The sequence below is a fragment of the Mycobacterium sp. NGS27 genome (genome assembly GCF_059813005.1).
In genome coordinates this window covers 49,018-73,289 of sequence record NZ_JCALDT010000009.1, presented here as the reverse complement: position 1 = coordinate 73,289, position 24,272 = coordinate 49,018, and the positions used below count along the sequence as shown (strand labels likewise).

At 68.5% G+C, this 24,272-nt stretch carries 6 protein-coding genes (1 of these 6 running past the window's edge); 2 read left to right on the top strand and 4 right to left on the bottom strand.

The features are described from left to right. The first annotated feature begins 41 nt into the window (after nt 1–41). Nucleotides 42–383, top strand: coding sequence for a hypothetical protein (locus tag AC5Y30_RS21995; protein WP_499920958.1), 342 nt, complete (start codon nt 42–44; stop codon nt 381–383). Nucleotides 384–406: 23 nt separating this feature from the next. On the opposite strand, the gene AC5Y30_RS21990 is transcribed toward AC5Y30_RS21995, so the two are convergent. The 3 genes from AC5Y30_RS21990 to AC5Y30_RS21980 form a co-directional block, all read right to left on the bottom strand. After that, nucleotides 407–1,891 (bottom strand): MFS transporter, encoded by a 1,485-nt coding sequence (locus AC5Y30_RS21990; protein WP_499920956.1) that lies wholly within the window; start codon nt 1,889–1,891, stop codon nt 407–409. A gap of 90 nt (nt 1,892–1,981) precedes the next feature. Further along, nucleotides 1,982–3,778, bottom strand: a complete 1,797-nt coding sequence (gene ngg, locus AC5Y30_RS21985) for an N-acetylglutaminylglutamine synthetase (protein ID WP_499920954.1) — start codon at nt 3,776–3,778, stop codon at nt 1,982–1,984. After that, nucleotides 3,775–5,580: an N-acetylglutaminylglutamine amidotransferase gene (locus AC5Y30_RS21980; protein ID WP_499920952.1), complete on the bottom strand. Its 1,806-nt coding sequence runs from the start codon at nt 5,578–5,580 to the stop codon at nt 3,775–3,777. The genes ngg and AC5Y30_RS21980 overlap by 4 nt, the downstream gene beginning before the upstream one ends. Nucleotides 5,581–5,966: 386 nt before the next feature. Here AC5Y30_RS21980 and AC5Y30_RS21975 point away from each other — a divergent pair, with 386 nt between their 5' ends. Continuing rightward, nucleotides 5,967–6,758, top strand: coding sequence for a GAP family protein (locus AC5Y30_RS21975; protein ID WP_499920950.1), 792 nt, complete (start codon nt 5,967–5,969; stop codon nt 6,756–6,758). A gap of 68 nt (nt 6,759–6,826) precedes the next feature. Here the strand turns inward: AC5Y30_RS21975 and AC5Y30_RS21970 are convergent, their stop codons facing one another. Continuing rightward, nucleotides 6,827–24,272 carry the 3' portion of a non-ribosomal peptide synthase/polyketide synthase gene (locus tag AC5Y30_RS21970; RefSeq protein ID WP_499920948.1) on the bottom strand. Its footprint extends 13,748 nt past the window's final position, so the window shows 17,446 of its 31,194 coding nt (coding positions 13,749–31,194); its start codon lies off the right edge, out of view; the stop codon is at nt 6,827–6,829.

The following is a 24,272-nucleotide window of genomic DNA, read 5'->3' as shown; positions in this document are numbered from 1 at the left end:
CGCGCGACCGTCCCCGCAATCAGAAGAGGATCACCGCCCCGGTGAGCAGTTCAGCCGACGACCACGATTACCGTAATTTGGCGGTGAATCGACTGCGCCCCAGTGAAATTCACTGGGCACTGAACCACGACTCGGTGCACGGAATCGCCTACGCGTTCAAGAATCCCGTCGCTGTCGCGGACTCCCTCGAGGATCCCGACGACGACCGCAAGACCTACCTGGTGCGGGTCAAGCGCGACGACCTGGCCAACGCGCTGGAAAAAATCAATGAATGGATCTTCGACCATCCCGGCCCGGCCGGGATGCAGGCGTACGGATTCGTCCGGGCGCTGTCCCGGGAGGGGCTCACCGAACGCGCCACCGGCGATGACGACAACCGCTGATCCCGCGCCGGTAGCAAAGCGGCCTAGTCGGTAGCCGGCTCCGAATCCTCTTGGCGTTCAGCGTCTTCCACGGTCAGCGGCAATGCGAGTTCCTCGAGCGGGCGCTGCTCGGCGGCGATGCCGAGCCACAGTTCGACCAGGCCGGCCGCGGCCATCACGACCGCCCCGATGAGGAAGGACCAGACAACCTCGCTGCGCATGCCCGAGTTGATCAGCTGACCGAACAGCAATGGGCCGGTGATACCGCCGATCGCCGTGCCCATCGCGTAGAAGAACGCGATCGCCAGCGCCCTGGTCTCCATCGGGAAGATCTCGCTGACCGTCAGGTACGCCGCGCTGGCACCCGCCGACGCCAGGAAGAACGCGACGATCAGCAGGCCGATGAAGGCCCAGACGCCGCCGGCCTGGGTGACAAAGACCAACGCCAGCGCCACCACCGCCACGCCGGAGCCGATGTAGGTCAGCGTGATCATCGGCTTGCGGCCGACGGTGTCGAACAGGTGCCCGAGCACCAGCGGTCCGGCGAAATTGCTGAGGGCCCACAGCACGAAGAACACCGGCACCATGCCCGACGGCACGTCGTAGAACTGGCTGAGCAGCGTGCCGAGGTTGAACGTGACGCCGTTGTAGAGGAACGCCTGCCCGATGAACAGCGCCAGTCCGAGGATCGCGCGGCGTGGGTACAGCTTGAACGCCACGGCGGCGATCTCCCGGAACGAAATCGCCGTGCGCTGCCGGATCCGCAGCGCCTTGCCCTGCGGTCCGGGCAGCGGTTCGCCCGTCTCGTGCGCGACCGCGGCTTCGATGTCGCCGACGATCTGCTCCGCCTCGTCGTCGCGGCCGTGGATGAACAGCCACCTGGGGCTCTCCGGGACGTTGCGCCGCACCAGCAGCACGAAGATGCCGAGGATGGCGCCGATGCCGAAGGCGAGCCGCCAGCCGATGTCGGGCGGGAAGTGCGACGTGTCCAGCAGGATCAGCGCGCCACCCGCGCCGGCGGCCGAACCCAGCCAATAGGTTCCGTTGATGATCAGGTCGACGCGACCGCGCACTCGCGCGGGAATCAGCTCGTCGATGGCCGAATTGATGGCGGCGTATTCGCCGCCGATGCCGGAGCCGGTGAAGAAACGGGTCAGGAAGAAATACCACGGGGCGAAGGCGAACGCGGTGGCGACCGTGGCCACCAAATAGATGGCCAGGGTGATGATGAAGAGGTTTCGCCGGCCGAACCGATCGGTCAGGTGGCCGAAGAACAGCGCCCCCGAGCACGCCCCGGCGATGTAGATCGCGGCCGCCATGCCGATCTGCGCGGCGTTCAGCGCGATGCCGCTGTTGTGTTCCATGAGCCGGGCCGACACGTTGCCGACCATGGTGACCTCGAGCCCGTCGAGCACCCACACCCCGCCCAGGCCCACGACGACGCGCCAGTGAAACCGCGACCACGGCAGCCGGTCCAGCCGCGCGGGCACCTGCGTCGAGATGGTTTTGGTTTGCGCGCTCGCACTCATGCGGTCTCCGTTCTGGTGTGACAGAGGATTTACCCACCCGAGCCCGTCGTTAGCCCTCGGCCGGGTACCGCACCTGCGCCGCCGCGGGCGTCAGCCACGCTCGGAGCGGGACTCCTCGGGAGTCCAGGCCTGCGGCTGGCCGGGGTGGCCGGGGAAGAGGAAGTCGATGAAGGCCGCGGCCGTCGGCTGGGGCTCGTGGTTGGCCAGCCCCGGGCGCTCGTTGGCCTCGATGAAGGCGTACTCGGCGCCTGTGACGTCGGGCACCAGTAAGTCGATGCCGGTCACCGGGATGCCGATCGCTTCGGCCGCCGTCACCGCGACTCGGCACAGCTCGCTGTTCACGTGCGCGGTCACGTCGTGGATGGTGCCGCCCTGATGCAGGTTGGCGGTGCGCCGAACCCGCAGCCGAGTCCCCTGCGGCAGCACGTCGTCGAGCTGCCAGCCGGCTTCGGCGATCGTCGACTCGGTGAGGTCGTCGAGCGGGATGCGGGACTCACCGCCGGTGGCCGCAGAGCGCCGCCGACTCTCGGCGGCGATCAAATCCCGAACGCTGTGCTCGCCCGTGCCGATGATCTCCGGGGGCATCCGCAGCGCGGCGGCGACGACGCGTCCGTCGATCACCACGAGGCGAAGGTCGTCGCCGGTGACCCGCTGCTCGATCAGCACGTCCGGGTAGTGCTGGCGGGCCCGCGCCAGCGCCGAGCTGAGGTCGTCGGGCCCGTTGTCCGGGACGACCCCGACCGTGATGCCCTTGCCCTGCTCGCCACGCGTCGGTTTGACGACGACCTCGCCGACCTCCTTGAGGAACGCGAAATCGCTCTCATCGAACGTGGCCAGTCGCGCGCGGGGCACGGTGATGCCCGCCTCGGCGACCAGGCGCCGCGTCAGCCGCTTGTCGTCGCAGCGGCACATGGCCACGGCGGAGGTGTACTCGGACAGGGATTCACGGGTGAGCACGCTGCGGCCGCCGTGGGTCAGGCGCATCTCGCCGGTCTCGGCGTCGAGCACCTCGACCCAGATCCCGCGGCGCAGCGCCTCGTCGGCGATGATGCGGGCGTACGGGTTGAGGTCGTCGATGGTCTCGGGCGGCGGACTGAACAGTGGCTCGTTGATCGCGTTCTTGCGCTTGATCGCCAGCACCGGGACGCGACGGAAACCCAGCTTCTCGTACAGGCCGATGGCGGCGGCATTGTCGTGCGCCACCGACAGATCCATGTAGGCCCGGCCCTCGCTGCGGAAGTGTTCGGCCAGCGCCTTGGTGAGGGCGCCACCCACCCCGGGCAGCCCCGCTGCCGGATCCACCGCCAGGGTCCACAGGCTCGATCCCTCTTCCGGGTCGTTGAACAGCAGCTCGTGGTCGACGCCGGTAACGGTGCCGACGACCGCGCCGTCCTCGTCGCGCACCGCCAGCAGGTACTTCACCGCGGGCAGGTGTTGATGGTTGTGCCAGATCACGTCGACCCCGGCCGGGACCATGCCGCAGCGCACGTAGACGCGATTCATGGCGTCGGCATCGATCGGGTCGTTGAGGGTGCGGACCGTGACGCCAAGCGGCGGTGGCGCAAGGTTTTTCGTCGTCGGGGTGAAGCGCAGCCGGTAGGTGTGGCTGGGGTCGATGAACAGCTCGGTGGGCGCCTCGGCGACCACGACGTGGGATTCGCGGGCGTAGATGCAGATGTCGCGGCGCCCGGGACCCTCGCGGCGCAGCGCTTCGACCAGTTCCTGCGAATTGGCGAAGGTCTGCCCGAAAATCAGCCGGCCCCAACCCAATTCGAGCTCGACGTCCTTGGCCATCGCGTCGACCAGCTCGGGTGGCGACGCGTCGTGCAGGCCGAGGGTGATCGCCTCGGTGTGGTCGTGGCCGCCGGACGGATCGGCCATGGTCATGCGACCGGGCCGGTGACACCGTGGCGCTGCAACCACAGCTCGAGCAGGGCGATCTGCCAGAGCTCGTTGCCGCGCAGCGGGGTCAGCTTGCCGTTGGGGTTGGCCAGTAACGCGTCGACCGCGTCGGTGTTGAACAGGCCGCGTTCCTTGGCGGTGGGTGCGTAGAGGGCGTCGCGGACCATGTCGAGGTAGGGCCCTTCGAGGTGGGTCAGCGCCGGGACCGGGAAGTAGCCCTTGGGGCGATCGATGACCTCGGACGGAATCACCCGTCGCGCAGCCTGTTTCAGGACGCCCTTGCCTTCGTGGGCGATCTTCAGTTCCGGCGGGCAGGTCGCTGCCAGCTCGACCAAATCGTGGTCGAGGAACGGCACCCGGCCTTCCAACCCCCACGCCATCGTCATGTTGTCGACCCGCTTCACCGGGTCATCGATCAGCATCACCGTGGTGTCGAGCCGCAGCGCGCGGTCGATACCGGTCTCGGCGCCGGCCTGGGCGAAATGCTCGGTGACGAATCGCAGGCTCGGGTCGTCGGGCGCGACGATGCCCGATCCGACCAGGGCTGAGACCCCGGCGGTGTCGCGGTCGAAGAAGGCGCCGCGATATTGCGCGACGGCACCGTCCAGGGTCGCCGCGGCGGGCTCGCCCATCGGCGGGTACCAGTGGTAGCCGGCGAACACCTCGTCGGCGCCCTGGCCGGACTGCACGACCTTGACGTGCCGCGCCACTTCCTGACTGAGCAGGTAGAAGGCGACGCAGTCGTGGCTGACCATCGGCTCGCTCATCGCGCCGATGGCACCGTCGAGCGCGGGCAGCATCCGGTCGGTCTCGATGCGGATCTGGTGGTGGTCGGTCTCGAAGCGCTTGGCCACGATGTCGGAGTACTGGAACTCGTCGCCCTTGACGCCGCCCGCCGACTCGAAACCGATGGAGAAGGTCGACAACCCGTGCTGGCCGGCCTCGGCGAGCAGACCCACGATCAGGCTGGAGTCCACGCCGCCGGACAGCAGGCAACCGACCGGCACGTCGGCGACCAGGCGGCGCTTGACCGCCAGCCGCAGCGTGGACAGCACGGCGTCTTCCCAGTCGCGCTCCGACCAGCCGGCGCGGTCGGCGTGGCGGGTGAAGTCGGGCGCCCAGTAGGTGGTGACGGTGCGCTTGCCGTCGGGCTCGATGGCGACCAGCGATGCCGGCGGCACCTTGCGGACGCCGCGCAGGATGGTGTTCGGCGCGGGCACCACCGAGTGGAAGCTCATGTAGTGGTGCAGGGCGACCGGATCGATGCGGGTGTCCACGCCGCCGCCGGCCAACAGGGCGGGCAGCGTGGACGCGAACCGGACCCGATGGCCGTCCTCGGTCAGGTACAGCGGCTTGATGCCGAGCCGGTCACGGCCCAGCAGCACCCGCCCGCTGTCGCGTTCGACGATGGCGAAGGCGAACATGCCGAACAGGTGGCTCACGAAATCGTCGCCCCACCGGTGGTAGGCCTTGATCAGAACTTCGGTGTCGCTGTGCGAGAAGAAGCGGTAGCCGTACCCGCTGAGTTCTTGCCGCAACTCCTTGTAGTTGTAGATGCAGCCGTTCCAGGCCAGGGACAGCCCCAGCTCCGAGTCGACCATCGGCTGGGCGCCGGCTTCGGTCAGGTCGATGATTTTGAGGCGACGGTGGCCGAGCGCCACCCGGCCCTGCGACCAGGCGCCGCCTGTATCCGGGCCCCGTGGCGTCAGCACGGCGGCCATCGCTGAGACCGCCGCTACGTCGGGCGCTTGCCCGTCGAGCCGTACCTCCCCGGTGACTCCGCACACGCCTTCGACCCTACCGTTGCCCGAATGGAATCGCCCAGACGGCCGCTGTGACATGCGTCGGCTCGCCGGTTGCCGGCCAACGGGTAATCGGTGATTCCTGGCCGTCACCAGGTCGCGAGCTGATCGCTGCGGGCACCCCGCCTTGCGGTTTTCGCCGGTGAACCTCAGGCGGCGCCGTCGGGCGAACATAAACCGCCGTGGCGCAACAGGTTTCAACCGGAACGGTTCGCCACGACCGCTGGGCCCGCCCCGGCGATGCCCGCCAAGCCCTTTCGACCGGCGCCGGCTCGTTTGTCAGCCGCTCGAACACGTTGCACGCGAACGGGGTTCGCGACGCGACACCGACTCGGTGTTTGACCTCTGCAGGATTGGGTACAGTCGTGGCGATGTGGGGGTCGGTCCTGAGTTTGGGTGTTCTGGCTGCGCTCAATCCGGTGCGCCTGGGCCTGGCCCTTCTGATGATCTCCCGCCCGCGGCCCGCGCCGAATTTGCTCGCCTACTGGATCGGCGGGCTCACCGTATGCATACCCGAACTGGTTGTGCCGCTGGTCCTGCTCAACTTCACGTCGCTGTTCGGCTCGTTTGGGCACGCTTCGGCGACCCCGGCGGCCAGCTCCGCCCTCCCGCGAATTCAAATCGGCCTAGGTGTGCTGGGTTTGACGATCGCCGCGGTGCTGGCCGTGCGGTTTTCGACGCGCCAGCGCGCCGAGGCGCGAGCAATGAGCCGTGGGGACTCGGCGCTCGGGCCGGCCCCGGATACGCCGATCGCCGTTCCACGATTCCTCAGCCGCGCGCGGGATGTTTCTGCCGACGACCGTTCGCCGCTGCGGCGCCTGCTCCACCGCGGCCACTGCGCGTGGGAGGCAGGATCGCTGTGGATCGCGTGGGTGATCGGGTTGGCCTCGGTGCCGGTCGATGGCGTTTTCTTCATCCTCGCGATCATCGTGGCCTCGAGGGCCCCGATCGCGGCACAGGTCAGCGCCTCCATCGCCTTCTTCCTGTTGATGTATTCCGTAGTCGAGATGATCCTGGTGGGTTATGTGGCCGCGCCGGCCCGCACCGAGGCCCTCCTGCGACAGCTGCATGACTGGGTGCGCGCCTACCACCGGCAGATCCTGGTGACTGTGTTCACGGTGGTCGGGATCTCGCAGTTGGCCGAGGGCTTCAACATCCTCTGAATTCGACGGTCGAACGCGCTATGGGCGCCGACGCAGATATCGAAGTCGAAATCACCGCTGCCGCAACGCTAGAGCTTGCCATCGCGCCGCGAGAGATCCAGGTCGAGCAGGCGCTGGAGTTGCTTACCGTACATACCGGTCGATTCGGTGGTCAGCATCTCATTGTGCGTGCAGTCGACTTCGTACACGGCGATGTCGCCCGTAGCGTAGGGCCGCCAACTCTGCCGAAGATGGTTACCGCGATCGCTGTCGTCTCGCATAGCGGAAAAGACCGTCATATCGCCGTCCAGAATGCCGGGTTCGTGAGCCCGATAGAACGCGAGATTGGTGTTCAGGTTCTGAACGAGCAGATTCAGCAGATCTTTGTGCCGGGAGAGCTCAATGGCTTCTTGTTGGCGAATGAGATCTTCGATCTGCTCGTACGTCAACGACTCATTCGGTTCGGGCGTGGTTACGCCGTAGAACTCCAGGATTTCTTTCACGATCTGAGCTTCGTCCAGAGCGTAGTCGCGCAGGGCCATGCTGCTGTCGATGATCGGCTGAGCGTCCAGAAGGAACAGGTTTGCGACGCTTCCGCGTTGTCGAAGCTCGACCGCGAGCTGATGAGCGATCACACCCCCGTAAGACCAGCCGAGGAGGTGGTAAGGCCCGTCGGGATGAATGCTTTGGATCCGGTCGGCATAGGTTTTGGCCATATCCGAAATCGATTGAGGTTGAGGCTCTTCGGGCCGCCGAATCTGCTGAATTCCGATTATCGGGCAGTCCACGTGATTGCCGAGCGCCTGGTACGGCCAACTCACCCCCCCTGCCGGATGGACGCAGAACAGCGGGGTGCCGCTACCGCCCTTCAGATACTGAAGGGGAACCACTTCGTGAGTGGAAGCCGGGTGGGTCTGCAACCGGTGACTCAAAGCTTGCACCGTGGGCGCTTCAAACAGCGCGGGTACCGCAAGATCAACATCCAGGCCGTCGTTGACCGCGGCGATCACGCGCATCGCCGAAATGCTGTCGCCACCGAGATCGAAGAACGATTCGTCGACTCCGACTCGGTCGATGCCGAGGACGTCGGCGAAAATCCCGGCCAGGGTCTCCTCGATGGGGGTGCTCGGGGCGCGATACTGGCCCGCGGTGTGTCCGGGCGCCGGCAGGCTGCGGACGTCGACCTTGCCGTTGGGCGTCAACGGCAGCGCGTCGAGCGTCACCAGCGTCGGGACCATGTAGCCGGGGAGCCGTTCGGTCAGCGCGGCGCGCGCCGCCGCCAGATCGATTGTGCCGGTGACATACCCCACCAGACGCTTCTCACCCGGGCGGTCCGCACGGGCGACCACCACCGCCTGCGCCACTCCGTCAAGCGCGGACAACGCCTCCTGGATCTCAGTCAGTTCGATGCGGTAACCGCGGATCTTGACCTGCTCATCGGCCCGGCCCACATACTGCAGCTGCCCGTCGGCACGCCACCGCACCAAATCCCCGGTGCGATACATCCGGGTGCCCGGCGCTCCGAATGGGCAGGCCACGAAGCGCGAGGAGGTCAAGCCTGCCCTGCTCACATAACCGCACGCCACGCCCCAACCGGCCACATACAACTCGCCGACCACCCCGGCCGGTACCGACCGCAACCACCCGTCCAGCACAAACAACGCCGCACCCGAGACGGGCGACCCGATGGGCGGTGTCCCCGATCCGGCCACCAGTGGCGCAGTCATGGCCGCGTACACGGTGGTCTCTGTCGGACCATAGGCGTTGACCATCACCCGGCCCGGCGCCCACCGGTCAACCAGCTCGGCCGGGCTGGGCTCACCACCAACCAGCAACGCTGTCGACGCCAAGGCCTCGGGCGAGAGCGCCACCACCGCCGACGGCGTCTGGGTCAGCACGTTCACCCGCTGCGCCACCATCAAGGCCTGGAAGTCGTCAGGGGAGGCCGCGACCTCTTCGGGCACCACCACCAGGCGTTCTCCGTGCAGGAGAGCGCCCCAGATCTCCCAGACCGAGAAGTCGAACGCGTAGGAGTGACATTGCGTCCACACCTGTCCGGAAGGCAGGCCCGCGCCGAGCGAGTCGAGCAGTTGGGCCACGTTCTGGTGGGTGATCGCCACTCCCTTGGGCGCACCCGTCGTGCCCGAGGTGTAGATGATGTGCGCGATGTCGTCGGGGGCCGGCACCGGCGGTGCGGCGCTGGGCTGGCTGTCGACAACGGGGTCATCGACGTCGATGACCAGCACGTCATACCCGCCGAATCGGTCGGCCAGCCCCGCGGTGGTGACCGCGGCGATCGGCGCGGCGTCGGCCACCATGAACCCGATCCGCGCCACCGGCAACGCCGGGTCGATCGGCAGGTAGGCGGCCCCGCTCTTGAGCACGCCCAAGATCGCCACGATCGCCTCAGCCGACCTCCGGAACAACACCGCGACGCACTCGCCCGGGCCCGCGCCCCGCGCGACCAGCAGCTGCGCGAGTCGATTGGCGGACTGATCCAGCTCGCGGTAGGTCCACGTGCGCTCACCGCACACCAGCGCCACGGACTCCGGTGAACGCGCCACCTGCGCGGCGAACAGCGCCGGAATCGAGACCGGCTCGGGCGCGGACCGGGTCGACGCCGCCTGGTTACCCAGTTCCTTCAGGCGGGCATTGCCGTCGCTACCCAGCAAATCGATCGCCGAGAGCCGCCGGTGGGGTTCGGAGGCCATCGCCACCAGCACCCACTGCAACCGGTCGATCAGCGTTTCGATATCGGAGTGATCGAATACGCCGGTGTCGAATTCGACGCGAAGGCCGAGTTCGCTCCCGGGCAGGACTTGTACCGTCAACGGGTAGTGGGTGGATTCGTGCCGAGCGATATCGCCGATCGCCAGTTCCTCGTTGGCGGCCAGTGCGGCGGCGTCCACGGGGTAGTTCTCATAGGCGAACAGCGTGTCGAACAGCTGCTCGTGACCGGTGATGCGGTGGATATCGCTGAGCGCGAGGTGCTGGTGCTCGAGCGTGTGGTTGTTGGTGTCCCGCAGTTGCTCCAGCAGCTCGATCGCGGTGGTGGCGGGTGTCAGACGCGCCCGCACCGGCACCGTGTTGATCAGCAGGCCCACCATCGACTCGGCGCCGACGAGGTCGCCCGGCCTACCCGAAACGGTGGTACCGAATGCGACGTCCTGCTGGCCGGTCAGCCAGCACAGCAGCTGGGCATAGGCGGCCTGCAGCACCGTATTGACGGTGGTCTGACATGACCGGGCCAAGTCGCCGACGGCCCCCGTGATCTCGGCGGGCAGCCCGAAGGATGCCGCGCCCCGGGTGCCCGACAACCGGTGCCCCGAGCTGACCAGAGCGGGGGTGTCAAAGCCGTCCAGCGCCTCGCGCCAGGCCGCGTGGGCGGCATCCAGATCACGCTCGGCCAGCCAGGTCACAAACCGGCGGAACGAGCCGGCGGCGCCCAGCGGCTGGCCGTGATAGCTGGCGAAGATCTCGCCCATCAGGATCGGCAACGACCAGCCGTCGACCACGATGTGGTGATTGGTCAGCACAAAGCGGTGCCGGTTGGCGCTGATGCGCACCAACGCGACGCGGAAGGCCGGCTCGCCGTCGAGCTCGCAGACCGCGGCGCGTTCGGCAGCACAGACTTGCTCGATCTGCCGGTCGATCTCGCCCTCCCCCGACCCGGTGAGGTAGATATAGCGCCAGGGCGGCCCGGGATCAGCCGGAATGATCTGCACGTCGAATTGCGGACAGAACCGGGCTACGAGATGCGGGTGCCGCTTGACCACCGTGTGCACCGCATCGCGCAGCCGGTACGGGTCAAGTGCGCCGGTCACCGCGATGTTCAGCTGCACGGCGTACAGGTCGTCCGCGCTGCCGGGCGCGGTGCGGGCGTGGAAGAGCAGCCCCTGCTGCAGCGGGGTCAACGGCAGGATGTCGGCGACCGCGTGTCGCCGTTGCAGGTCGTCGATCTGCTGCTGGCTCAACCGGGCGGGCGCGATATCTGAGGGGGTCAGTCCACCCCCACCGCGCCGCACGTGCGCGCAGATGCCGGCCAGGGCGTCGAACCACAACCGGCTCAACCGGGCGATCTGCCCTTCGTCCAGCGCCGACGGCGCCCATGTCCAATTGGCTTGCAGGCGCAGCCCGGCCTCGGTGTCGATGGTGCCCGCATTGAGGTCCACGGTGTGCATCAGCGGCATCGGTATAGCCGTGGCCGCTTCGGTAACCCACAAGCCGTCCGGGCTGATCCCCCAGCCGTCACCCGATAGGTCCGCCGACCCGCCCATGCGCCCGAAATAGTTGAAACCGATGGACGGGTCGGAGCCCTCGAGGTCGACCTGAGCGTTCAGGTAGCGCAGCAAACCATAGGTGAGCCCGTCGGGGAGGGCACGAAGCTGCTCCTTGGCGTCCTTGATCACCGCCCCGAGCTCCGCGTCGCCCGCGATCACCTGCGTCCAGGACAGGCTGCCGACGGTCAATGCCACGGGGTATTTGGTGGTGAACCAGCCCACCGTGCGCGACAGGTCCACACCGGAGGCCAGCTCCTCGTGGCGCCCGTGGCCTTCGACGTCGATCGCGATCGGGCCGCCGCCGGCGCCCAAAAATTCCGCCGTCGCCAACGCGAACGCGATCAACAAGATCTCGTGTATGCCGGCGTGGAACGCGGCGGGCACCTCGCCGAGGAGCATCCGGGTCGTCTCGGCGTCGTCCAGCGACATCGACAAGCGCCCGGCGGTCTCATAGGTATCGTCGGGCTGCACCGCCGGCAGCGCCGCAGGGGTCGCCGCGACACGCTGCCACATCTGCGCCGTGTCAACGACTTTCGCGGTGTGGGCGTGCTCGTCGAGTAGCTGCGCCCAGCGGGCGAACGACGTGCCGGTCACCGGTAGCGCTATCGGTTGTCCGCCGCGATGCTGTGCCCAGGCGATGTTGAGGTCCTCCAACACGATTCGCCACGACACGCCATCGATTGCCAGGTGGTGAATCATCAACACCAGCTGGCCCGTCGAGGCGGCCCACAATGCGCTGAGCATCAGTCCGGCGACGGGGTTCAGCCGCGCGCGGGCCGCGACGAGCGCCTCGTCGGAGAGCACCTCCACCCGTTGCAGGCACGAAGCGGCGTCCACCGAACCGGCCTCGGGCACCCGCATCGACCAGGCCCGGGCACCATCGTCTTCGACGCGCAACCGCAGCACGGCGTGCCGATCCAGCAGCGCCTGCACCACCACCACCACGTCCGCCTCGGTCGCCCCTGCCGGAGCCTGCACCACCACCGTCTGATTGAACTGATCAACCGGACCAGCGACCTCGGCCAGCCAACGCATGATCGGCGTAGCCACCACCGGCCCGACGCCCTCATCAACCAAGCCCTCGGCCTGGGCCACCCCGGCGACGCGCGCCAACCGGGCCACCGTCTGCTCGACGAAAATGTCACGCGGCTTGCACACCAGCCCCGCCGCCCGCGCCCGCGCCACCACCTGCATCGACAAGATGCTGTCGCCACCGAGCTCGAAGAACGAATCATCAACCCCGACCCGCGCCAGCCCCAGCACCTCCGCATAAATGCCGGCCAGGACCTCCTCGACCGCGCCACCCGGCGCCCGATAATGCTCCTGATCGGCATAATCCGGCGCTGGCAACGCCCGAGCATCGAGCTTGCCGTTGACGGTCAATGGCAGCGCGTCGATCACCACCACCGCGGCCGGGACCATGTAGCCCGGTAGCCGGTCTGCCACCGCGGCGCGCGCGCTGGCCGGGTCGACCGTCCCGGTGACATAGCCGACCAGGCGCTTGTCGCCGGGGCGGTCCTCGCGCGCGATCACCGCCGCCTGGTCCACACCGTCCACACCCATCAACGCCGTCTGGATCTCGCCCAATTCGATGCGATACCCGCGGATCTTGACCTGCTCATCGGCACGACCCAGATAATCCAACTGCCCGTCGGCGCGCCACCGCACCAGATCCCCGGTCCGATACATCCGCACGCCAACACCACCGAACGGACACGCCACAAACCGCGACGCGGACAACCCGGGCCGGCGCAGATAACCCACCGCGACGCCATCGCCGGCGACATACAACTCACCCACCACACCGGCGGGCACCCGACGCAACCACCCATCGAGGACGAACAACGCCGCCCCCGGCACCGGCGACCCGATCGACGGCGCACCCGACCCCGCGACCAACGGAGCGCTGATCGCCGCATACACGGTGGCTTCGGTGGGACCGTAGGCGTTGATCATCACCCGGCCGGGCGCCCACCGATCCACGACCTCGGCGGAACACGCTTCACCGGCGACGACCAACGCCATCGAGTCCAGCCCCTGCGGCGACAACATCGCCACCGCGGACGGGGTCTGACTCAGCACGTCGACGTGCTCGGCCCGCAGCATGTCATGGAGGTCCTCCGGTGAGCGGGCCACCGTCTCGGGCACCACCACCAGGCGCCCACCATGCAACAACGCGCCGAAGATCTCCGAGACCGAGACGTCGAACACGTAGGAGTGCCACTGCGCCCATACCGCCCCGGACGGCAGGCCGGCATCCAACGGCTCCATCAGCTGGGCGACGTTGCGGTGGGTGACCGCGACTCCCTTGGGCACGCCGGTGGTCCCGGACGTAAAGATGAGGTACGCGATCTCGTCGGCCTCCGGCGCGGGCAGCGCCGTGCTGGGTCGGCCCTCGATGGTCGGGTCGCTCACATCGATGACCAGCACGCCATGGCCTTGTAGCTGTCCCGCGTGCTCGTCGGTGGTGATCGCGGCCGCCGGCGCGGCGTCGCCGAGCATGAACGCGATGCGCGCCGTCGGCAGCGTGGGATCGATCGGCAGATACGCCGCCCCGGTTTTGAGCACCGCCAAGATGGCCACGATCGCCTCGGCCGACCGGGAGAACAGCAGCGCCACACACCGACCCGGGCCGACACCGTTGCCGGCCAGCAGGTGCGCCAACCGGTTAGCGGCTTCGTCGAGTTCCCGGTAGGTCCACGACCGCTGACCGCAGCTGAGCGCCACAGCCTCCGGGGTGCGGGCCACCTGCGCGCCGAACAACGCCGGAATCGACACCGGCGCAGCCACCCGCCGGGTCAGCACCGCCCGGTTGCCCATGTCGTCGAGCCGCGCGTGCTCCGCGTCGTCGAGCAACTCGGCCGCCGACAGCCGCCGCGCCGGGTCGGCGGTCACGGCCATCAACACGCGGCGGAACCGCACGATCAGGGTGTGGATGCTGTCCGCGTCGAACACGTCGGTGCGGTATTCCACCGCGCCGTCGATCCCGGCGGGCGCCCCGTCCTCGCCGAAGCGCTCGGCCAACGAGAAGGTCAGATCCATGCGGGCGGCCCGGGTGTCCACCGGCAACGGCGTCACCTGCAGATCACCGAAGGCCAAATCGTCGGCGGCACTGCCGGATCCGGGCAGGTTCTGCCAAGCCAGCATGACCTGGACCAGCGGGTGATGGGCGAGGCTTCGGGTCGGGTTGAGCCGGTCCACCAACACCTCGAAGGGCACGTCCTGGTGCTCGTATGCGGCGAGGCTGCGCCGTCGCACCTGCCCGAGCAGCTCGGCGAAGCTGGGATCACCGGCCACGTCGACACGCAGCACCAACGTGTTGACGAAGAAGCCCACCAGTTCGTCGAGCGCGGCGTCGCGGCGTCCAGCGATCGGGAAACCGACCGCCACATCGGGGCTGGCGCTGATTTGGGAAAGCAACGCGGCAAGGGCGGCCTGAACGACCATGAAACTCGTGGCGTTGTGTTCCCTCGCCACGCGGGTGACCTGCCGCTGCAACTCGGCCGGCCACTCCACCGCCACCCGGGCGCCCCGCTGATCGGCAACCTGCGGATACGGCCGATCGGTAGGCAGCTGCAAGCGCTCCGGCATCCCGGCCAGCGCATCCTCCCAATAGGCCAGCTGGGCGGCGATGCGGCTGTGGCTGTCTTCCAGATCGCCGAGGATTTCGCGCTGCCACAGTGTGTAGTCGACATATTGCACCGGCAAGGCGGGCCAGTCGGGGGCCCGCCCCGCGCGCCGGCTGGCATAGGCCACGCCCAGATCACGTACCAGCGGCCGCAACGACCAGCCGTCGGCGGCGATGTGGTGCACCACCGCGACCAGCACGTGCTCATCGTCGCTGACGGCGAAAAGCCTTGCGCGCAATGGGATTTCGGAGGCCAGATCGAAGGTGTACTGCGCCACGGCGCCGATCGCCACGCCCAACTGCTCCTGCGACCATGCGCCGGCCTCGACGACCTGCCAGCCGATGTCCGCTTGCTCGGCGGATGCCACGACCTGCTGCGGTATCCCGTCGGGCGCCGAGAACAGTGTGCGCAGGCTTTCGTGGCGGGCAACCACATCGGACAGCGCCGCACCAAACGCCTCGGCATCCAGCCGTCCGCGCAGCCGCAAGGCCATCGCCATGTTGTAAACCGGTGACGGGCCCTGCAATTGGTCCAGGAACCACAACCGGTTCTGCGCAAACGACAACGGCACCACCGGGGGCCGCTCACCGGGCACCAGGGGCCGCAGGCCGCCGCTTTCGGTCCCGATGCGAGGGGCCAACTGGGCCACCGTGGGCGCCTCGAACAAGGCCCGCACCGGGAGATTCGCCTCGAGGCTGGTGTTGATCGCCGCGATCAGGCGCATGGCCGACAGCGAATCCCCACCCAGGTCGAAGAAGGAGTCGTCGACCCCGACGCGTTCAATACCGAGCACTTCGGCGTAAGCACCGGCAAGGATTTCTTCGGTCGGGTTGGCCGGGGCGCGATATCGATCCGTGTCCTGGTACTCCGGAGCCGGCAGGGCGCGAGTGTCGAGCTTGCCGTTGGGTGTCAACGGCAGCGCCTCGAGCGCCACCACCGCCGCGGGCACCATGTAGCCCGGGAGCCGTTCGGTCAGCGCGGCGCGCGCCTCGCCCGGGTCGACGGTGCCGGTGACATATCCCACCAGACGCTTCTCCCCCGGGCGGTCCTCATGGGCGATCACCGCCGCCTGCGTCACTCCATCCAAACTCGTGAGCGCCGTTTGGATTTCGCCAAGTTCGATGCGGTACCCGCGGATCTTGACCTGCTCGTCGGCACGACCCAGGTAGTCCAGCTGTCCGTCGGCACGCCAGCGCACCAAATCGCCGGTGCGGTACATCCGTGCGCCCGGCGCTCCGAACGGGCACGCCACGAACCGCGACGCGCTCAACCCGGCCCGACGCCAGTACCCCACGCCGACTCCGCGGCCGGCCACATACAACTCGCCGACCACCCCCACCGGCACCGGACGCAACCACCCGTCCAGCACCGCAAACGCCGCCCCAGGTACCGGCGACCCGATGGGCGGTGCCCCAGCCCCCGCCACCAACGGCACACTCTTCGCGGCCCACATCGTGGTCTCCGTGGGGCCGTAGACATTGACCATCACCCGCCCCGGCGCCCACCGGTCGACCAACTCCGGCGGGCAGGGCTCGGCCCCGATCACCAAGGCCGTCGACTCCAGTCCCTCCGGCGAAAGCACCCCCACCGCGGACGGGGTCTGGGTCAAGACGGTGACCCGCTGCGCCACCAGCAGGGCGTGGAAGTCTTCCGGCGCGCGCGCCACCGAGTCGGGCACCACCACCAGCCGCCCCCCGTGCAGCAGGGCGCCCCAGATCTCCCACACCGAGAAGTCGAACGCATAGGAATGGAACTGCGTCCACACCTGGTCCGGCCCCAACTCCACACCGATGTCCAGACCGGCGAACAGTTGAGTCACGTTCTGCTGGGTGACCGCCACTCCCTTGGGTGTGCCCGTCGTGCCCGACGTGTAGATGATGTGCGCCACGTCGTCAGCGGCCGGCGCCGCCAACCCTGTGCTCGGTTGGGTCGCCGCCGCCGGATCATCGATATCGATGACCGCCAGTCCGCCGAACCCGTCCAGCCGCGCATGCAACTGCGCGGTGGTCACCGCGGCGACCGGCCGAGCATCGCCGAGCATGAACTCCAACCGCGCCGCCGGCACGGCGGGATCAATGGGCAGGTAGGCGGCCCCGGTCTTGAGCACCGCCAAGATCGCCACGATCGCCTCGGCCGACCGCGGGAGCAACAGCGCCACACACGCGCCCGGGCCAACCCCATTTCCGGCCAACAAATGCGCCAGCCGATTGGCGGCCTCATCCAGCTCGCGGTAACTCCAGGAGCGGTCGCCACACACCAGCGCCACCGCCTCCGGGGCCCGCAGCACCTGCGCCCCGAACAACTCCGGAACCGACGTCGCCGCGGGAGCAGGTTGCGCCAGCACCGCCCGGTTGCCGAACTGCTGCAGGCGGGCATACTCACGCTCGTCCAGCAGATCGATGGAAGACAGCGGCCGCGCCGGGTCGGCGGCCATGACCGCCAGCACCTGCTGCAACCGCTCGACCAGCGCGCCGATGGCGGCGCCGTCGAACACGGCGGTGTCGAATTCGACTCGAAGGCGCAGTTCACTGCCCGGCAAGGCCACGATGGAGAGCGGGTAGTGAGTGGACTCGTGGCTGGTGAACTCGGTGACCACCAGCTCGTCATCGCCCGCCAGGGCGGCGGCGTCCATCGGGTAGTTCTCGTACACGAACAGGGTGTCGAACAGCTGCTCGTGCCCGGTGATGCGGTGGATCTCGCTGAGCGCGAGGTGCTGGTGCTCGAGCGTGTGGTTGTTGGTGTTCTGCAGTTGCTCCAGCAGCTCGGTGGCGGTGGTGGTGGGTGTCAGACGCGCCCGGACCGGCACCGTGTTGATCATCAGCCCGACCATCGACTCCGCCCCGGCGACATCGGCCGGCCTGCCCGACACGGTGGTACCGAATGCCACGTCGTGCTGGCCGGTCAGCCAGCACAGCAGCTGGGCGAAGGCGCCTTGCAGCACCGTGTTTGCGGTGGTCTGGCAGGAGCGGGCCAGCTCGCTCATGGCCCGCATGGTCTCGGCGGGCAGCAGGAACGATTCGACGGCACGGGTGCCGAGCGCCAACCTGTGTCCCGAGCTGACCAGAGCGGGGCTGTCGAAGCCGTCCAGCACCTGGCGCCACGCGGCGTGGGCGGCATCCAGATCTCGCTCGGCCAGCCAGGTCACGAACCGGCGATACGACCCCGCCGGGGCCAGCGGCTGACCGTAATAGCTGGCGAATATCTCCGCCAAGAGGATCGGCAATGACCAGCCGTCGACCACGATGTGGTGATTGGTCAGCACAAAGCGGTGCCGGTCTGCCCCGATGCGGAGCAACGCCGCCCGGAATGCCGGCGGATCGGCCAGGTCGCCCACCGCGGCGCGCTCGGCCGCGCATAGCTGGTCGACCAGCTCATCCACGTCGGCGTCGAGACCATCGCCGGCGAGGTCTGCGTACCGCCAGGGCACCACCGGATCGGCGGGGATGATCTGCACCGGCTCATCGAATTGCGGGCAGAATCGGGCCGCCAGATGCGGATGCCGATTGACCACGGTGTGTACCGCATCGCGTAGACGGCCGGAGTCAAGCGCACCGGTGACGGCGATATTCAGCTGTACCGCATACAGGTCGTCGTCGCTCCCCCGGACGGTGCTGGCGTGGAACAGCAACCCCTGCTGCACCGGGGTCAGAGGCAGCACGTCGGCGATCTGATGCTCCCGCTGAAGCTGGTCGATTTGCGGTTGGCTCAGCCGAGCGGGGGCGATGTCCGACGGCGTCAACCCGCCGCCACCGCGCTGCACGTGCGCGCAGATACCGGCCAGGGCGTCGCACCACAGCTGGCTCAGCCGGTTGACCTGGGCCTGATCGAGCGCCGAAGGCGCCCACATCCAATCGGCGTGCAGTTGCGGTCCCGTGTCGGTGTCGACCGTGCCGGCGTTGAGCTCCACGGTGTGCAGCAGCGGCATCGGGATGGCCGCGACGGCGCCCGTCCTCGACGAGCCTTCCCGGCTGGGCCACCACATGTCGCCGCTCGCCGCGGCGTCGCCGCCCGACGCGCCCAGGCGCCCGAGATAGTTGAAGCCGATCACCGGGTCGGGTCCGGCCAGGTCCGCGTCGCGATTCAGGTAGCGCAGCAAACCGTAGGTCAGGGAATCCGGGAGCCCGCGAAGCTGCTCTTTGGCTTCCTTGAGCACGGCACCCAACACCGCCTCGCCGGCAGTCACCTGAGCCCAGCGCAGCTCACCGACGGTCAACGACACCGGATATTTGGCGGTGAACCAGCCCACCGTGCGCGACAAGTCCACGTCCGGCGCCAGGTCCTCATTGCGCCCGTGGCCCTCGACATCGATACCGATCGGCGCCGCACCGGTACCCGCGAACTCTGCCACCGCCAACGCGAAGGCGATCAACAAAACGTCCTGCGCCCCCGCGTGAAACGCCGACGGCACTTCGCCGAGCAGCATTCGGGTGGTCTGGGCATCCAACGACATGGACAGGTGCCCCGCCGTGGCAAAGGTATCCACCGCCGGCTGAACGGCCGGCAACACGGCCGGGGCCGCCGCCACACGTCGCCAGGCATCGGCCTGGTCCACCACTGCTGGGCTGTGGGCTTGTTCGGCCAGCAGCGCCGCCCAGCGGGCGAACGACGTGCCGGTCACCGGCAGGTCTATCGGTTGTCCGCCGCGATGCTGCGCCCAGGCGATGTTGAGGTCCTCGAGCAAAATCCGCCACGAAACCCCGTCGACGGCCAGGTGGTGAACGATCAACACCAGCTGGCTGCTGGAGCCCACCCACAGCGCGCTCAACATGACACCGGCGGCGGGGTTCAGCCGCGCCCGGGCCGCGACGAGCACCTCCTCGGAGAGCACCTCCACCCGTTGCAGGCACGAAGCGGCGTCCACCGAACCGGCCTCGGGCACCCGCATCGACCAGGCCCGGGCACCATCGTCTTCGACGCGCAACCGCAGCACGGCGTGCCGATCCAGCAGCGCCTGCACCACCACCACCACGTCCGCCTCGGTCGCCCCTGCCGGAGCCTGCACCACCACCGTCTGATTGAACTGATCAACCGGACCAGCGACCTCGGCCAGCCAACGCATGATCGGCGTAGCCACCACCGCACCGACGCCCTCATCAACCAAACCCTCGGCCTGGGCCACCCCAGCGACGCGCGCCAACCGGGCCACCGTCTGCTCGACGAAAATGTCACGCGGCTTGCACACCAGCCCCGCCGCCCGCGCCCGCGCCACCACCTGCATCGACGAAATGCTGTCGCCACCGAGCTCGAAGAACGAATCATCAACCCCGACCCGCTCCAGCCCCAGCACCTCCGCATAAATGCCGGCCAGGATCTCCTCGACCGCATCACCCGGCGCCCGATAACGCTCCTGATCGGCATAGTCCGGCGCCGGCAACGCCCGAGCGTCAAGCTTGCCGTTGGCCGTCCGCGGCAGCGCGTCGACCACCACCACCGCGGCCGGCACCATGAAGGCCGGCAGCCGCTGGGCCAGCACGGTTCGTATCCGGGTGGGGTCCGTGGCGCCGGTGACATAGCCGACCAGGCGCTTGTCGCCGGGGCGGTCCTCGCGTGCGATCACCGCCGCCTGGTCCACACCGTCCACACCCATCAACGCCGTCTGGATCTCGCCCAATTCGATGCGATACCCGCGGATCTTGACCTGCTCATCGGCACGACCCAGATAATCCAACTGCCCGTCGGCGCGCCACCGCACCAAATCCCCGGTCCGATACATCCGCACGCCAACGCCACCGAACGGACACGCCACAAACCGCGACGCGGACAACCCGGGCCGGCGCAGATAACCCACCGCGATCCCATCGCCGGCGACATACAACTCACCCACCACACCGGCGGGCACCCGACGCAACCACCCATCGAGGACGAACAACGCCGCCCCCGGCACCGGCGACCCGATCGACGGCGCACCCGACCCCGCGACCAACGGCGGGCTGACCGAGGCGCACATCGTCGTTTCGGTGGGGCCGTAGCCGTTGAGCATCACCCGCCCGGCCGCCGCCCACCGATCCACCACCTCGGCCGGGCAAGCCTCACCGGCCACCAGCAACGCCGTCGACTCCAAACCATCGGGTGACAGCATGGCCACCGCCGACGGGGTCTGGGCGAGCACGCGGACCTGCTCGGCGATCAGCAAGGCGTGCAGATCTTCCGGCGAGGCGGCCACCGACTCGGGCACGATCACTACTCGTCCGCCGCCCAGCAACGGAACCCAGATCTCCCACAGCGAGAAGTCGAAGGCATAGGAGTGACATTGCGCGAATGCCTGCTCGGCCGGGGTGTAGACGGCCAGCGACGACATCATCTGGGCCATGCTGGCCTGGCTGACCGCGACCCCCTTGGGCACACCGGTGGTGCCAGAGGTATAGATGAGGTAAGCGATATCCTCCGGGTCCGGCATCGGCAGCCCGGTGCTCGGGTGGGAAGCCACAGCGGGGTCGTCGATGTCGATGACCGCTAACCCATGGCCTGCTAGCCGCCCGACCCGATCAGCGGTGGTGACCGCGGCGATCGGGCGGGCGTCGGCGAGCGTGAACTCGATCCGCGCCGCCGGCGCCGCCGGGTCGATGGGCAGATACGCCGCTCCCGTCTTGAGCACGGCCACCATCGCCACGATCGCCTCGGCGGAACGGGAAAACAGCAGCGTCACGCATTCACCCGGGCGCGCGCCGTGACCCACCAGCACGTGCGCCAACCGATTGGCCGCCTCGTCGAGTTCCCGGTAGGTCAGCGACAGGCTGCCGGATACCAGCGCGACGGCATCCGGAGTCCGGGCCACCTGCGCGGCAATCAACGCGGGCATCGACACCGGCGCGGTCGCCGGCCGGGTCAGCGCAACCCCGTTACCCATCTCGTCAAGCCAGCCGCGTTCCGAGTCATCGAGCAGGTCGATCGATGACATCGGCCGCGTGGGATCGTCGGTGATCGCCGCAAGCACCCGCTCCAGCCGGCGCACCAGCGACTCGATGGTGTCAGCGTCGAAGACGTCGGTGCGAAATTCCACCGCACCGCCGATCCCGGCGGGCGTCCCGTCCTTGCCGAAGCGCTCGGCCAACGAGAAGGTCAGGTCCATTCGGGCGGCGTGGGTTTCCACCGGCAACGGCGTCACCTGCAGATCGCCCAAGGCCAATCCGTCGGCGGCAGTTTCGTAGCCGGGCAGGTTCTGCCAGGCCAACGCCACCTGGACCAGCGGATGATGGCTCAGGTTCCGGTTCGGGTTGAGCCGCTCGACCAGCGCCTCAAAAGGCACGTGCTGATTCTCGAACGCCTCCAAGCTGCGTGCGCGAACCTGCGCCAGTACCTCGGCGGCGATGGGATCCCCGCCGAGCTGCACTCGCAGGATCAAGGTGTTGATGAAAAAGCCGACCAAGTCGTCCAGGGCGGGATCGGTACGACCGGCGGCCGCGAACCCGACCGCCACGTCGGGGCTCCCGCTGATTTTGGAGAGCAACACCGCAAGCGCGGCCTGAACGACCATGAAGCTGGTCGTGTTGTGCTCCCCGGCCAGTCGGCGCACCCGTTGCTGCAGCTCGACTGGCCACTCCACGATCACGTTGGCACCGCGCTGATCAGCGACCAGCGGATACGGCCGGTCGGTAGGCAGCTGGAGGCGCTCGGGCATCCCGGCCAGCGCATCCTCCCAATAGGCCAGTTGCGCCGCGATACGGCTGTCGGTGTCCTCGAGGTCGCCGAACTGGGCTCGCTGCCACAGCGTGTAGTCGACGTACTGGGCGGGCAGCGGCGCCCAGCCCGGAGGCTGTCCGGCACACCGGCTGGCGTAGGCCAGACCCAGGTCGCGCGTCAGGGGGGTCATCGACCAGCCGTCGGCGGCGATGTGATGCACCACGATCACCATCAGGTGCTCATCCGGGGCGACCCGGAACAACCGCGCCCGGAAGGGAATGTCGCTGGCCAAGTCGAACGGCTGTAGCGCTGTCTCGCTGATGGCCTCTTCCAGCCGGCCGGCCGGCCAGGCGCTCGCGTCGACGACGTGCCATCCGATTTCCGCCCGTTCGGGCGCGATCACCAGTTGGTGTGGAATTCCCTCCGGCGCCGGGAACAGCGTGCGCAGGCTCTCGTGGCGACCGACGACATCGACCAGCGCCGCACCCAATACCCCGGGGTCTAACCGCCCGCTCAGCCGTAACGCCGCTGCCATGTTGTAGATCGGTGACGGGCCCTGCAGCTGATCAAGGAACCACATCCGGTTTTGGGCAAACGACAAGGGCAACAGCGCGGGCCGTTCAACCGCGACCAGCGGCTCCAGCCCGCCCCCGTCAGTGCCGATACGGGCCGATAACTGGGCCACGGTCGGCGCTTCAAACAAGGTGCGGACCCCGAGCCCGGCGTCCAGGGTTGCGTTGATCGCGGCGACGACTCGCATCGCGGACAGCGAATCCCCGCCCAGGTCGAAGAAGGAGTCGTCGATGCTGACGTGCTCGAGTTCGAGGACTTGGGCGTAGATGCCGGCGAGGATCTCCTGGGCGGGGCTTTCCGGGGCGCGATACTGACCGACGCTGTACTCCGGAGCCGGCAGGGCGCGGACGTCGAGCTTGCCGTTGGGTGTCAGGGGCAGCGCCTCCAGGGCGATGACCACCGCGGGCACCATGTAGGCGGGCAGCCGCTCGGCCAGTGCGGCGCGGGCCCGGGCCGGCTCGGCAGTGCCGGTGACGTAACCCACCAGTCGTTTGTTGCCCGGGCGGTCCTCGCGGGCGACGACGACGGCCTGCTGCACCTCGTCGAGTGCGGCCAGCGCCGCTCGGACCTCACCGACCTCGATGCGATACCCGCGGATCTTGACCTGTTCGTCGGCACGGCCGATATACCGCAACTGCCCGTCGGCACCCCAGCACACCAGATCGCCGGTGCGGTACATGCGTGTTCCCCGGCCGCCGAACGGACACGCCACAAACCGCGCGGCGGTCAAACCCGAGCGACCCAGGTAGCCGACGCCCACCCCGGCTCCGGCCGCATACAGCTCCCCAACCACCCCGGGTGGCACCGGACGCAACCAGCCGTCCAACACGAACAGCGCCGCGCCCGGCACTGGCGAACCGATCGGCACCGCGCCGGTCCCGGGCGTCAGCGGCGCACTGATCGCCACACACATGGTGGTCTCGGTCGGTCCGTAGGCGTTCACCATCACCCGCCCCGGCGCCCACCGCTGGACCACCTCGGGCGGGCAGGCCTCACCGGCCATCACCAAGGCCACCGACTCCAAGCCCGAAGGCGACAACACGGACACCGCCGATGGCGTCTCGGTCAACACGCTGACCCGCTCGCGCACCAGGACCTCGTGCAACGCTTCCGGTGCGCGTGCCACCGACTCGGGCAGCACCACCAGTCGCCCACCGCGCAACAGCGCGCCGAAGATCTCCCACACGGAAACGTCGAATGCCAGCGAGTGACTGTGCGCCCACACCCCCGCCGGCGGCAGGCCCGCGTCCAACGACCCCAACAGCTCGGTCACCCCGCGGTGGGTGACCGCGACTCCCTTGGGCACCCCGGTGGTGCCCGAGGTGTAGATCAGATACGCGATGTCCCCGGGCCCCGGCACGGGCAGGGCGGTGCTGGGTTGTTCGTCGGCGGCGGCGTCGTGCAGGTCGATGACCGGCAGGCCATGGCCGTCC

Excerpts from the sequence above, each read along its gene's own strand:
- ngg (WP_499920954.1), bottom strand. The coding sequence starts at position 3,778 with ATGACCATGGCCGATCCGTCCGGCGGCCACGACCACACCGAGGCGATC.
- AC5Y30_RS21975 (WP_499920950.1), top strand. The coding sequence starts at position 5,967 with ATGTGGGGGTCGGTCCTGAGTTTGGGTGTTCTGGCTGCGCTCAATCCG.
- AC5Y30_RS21990 (WP_499920956.1), bottom strand. The coding sequence starts at position 1,891 with ATGAGTGCGAGCGCGCAAACCAAAACCATCTCGACGCAGGTGCCCGCG.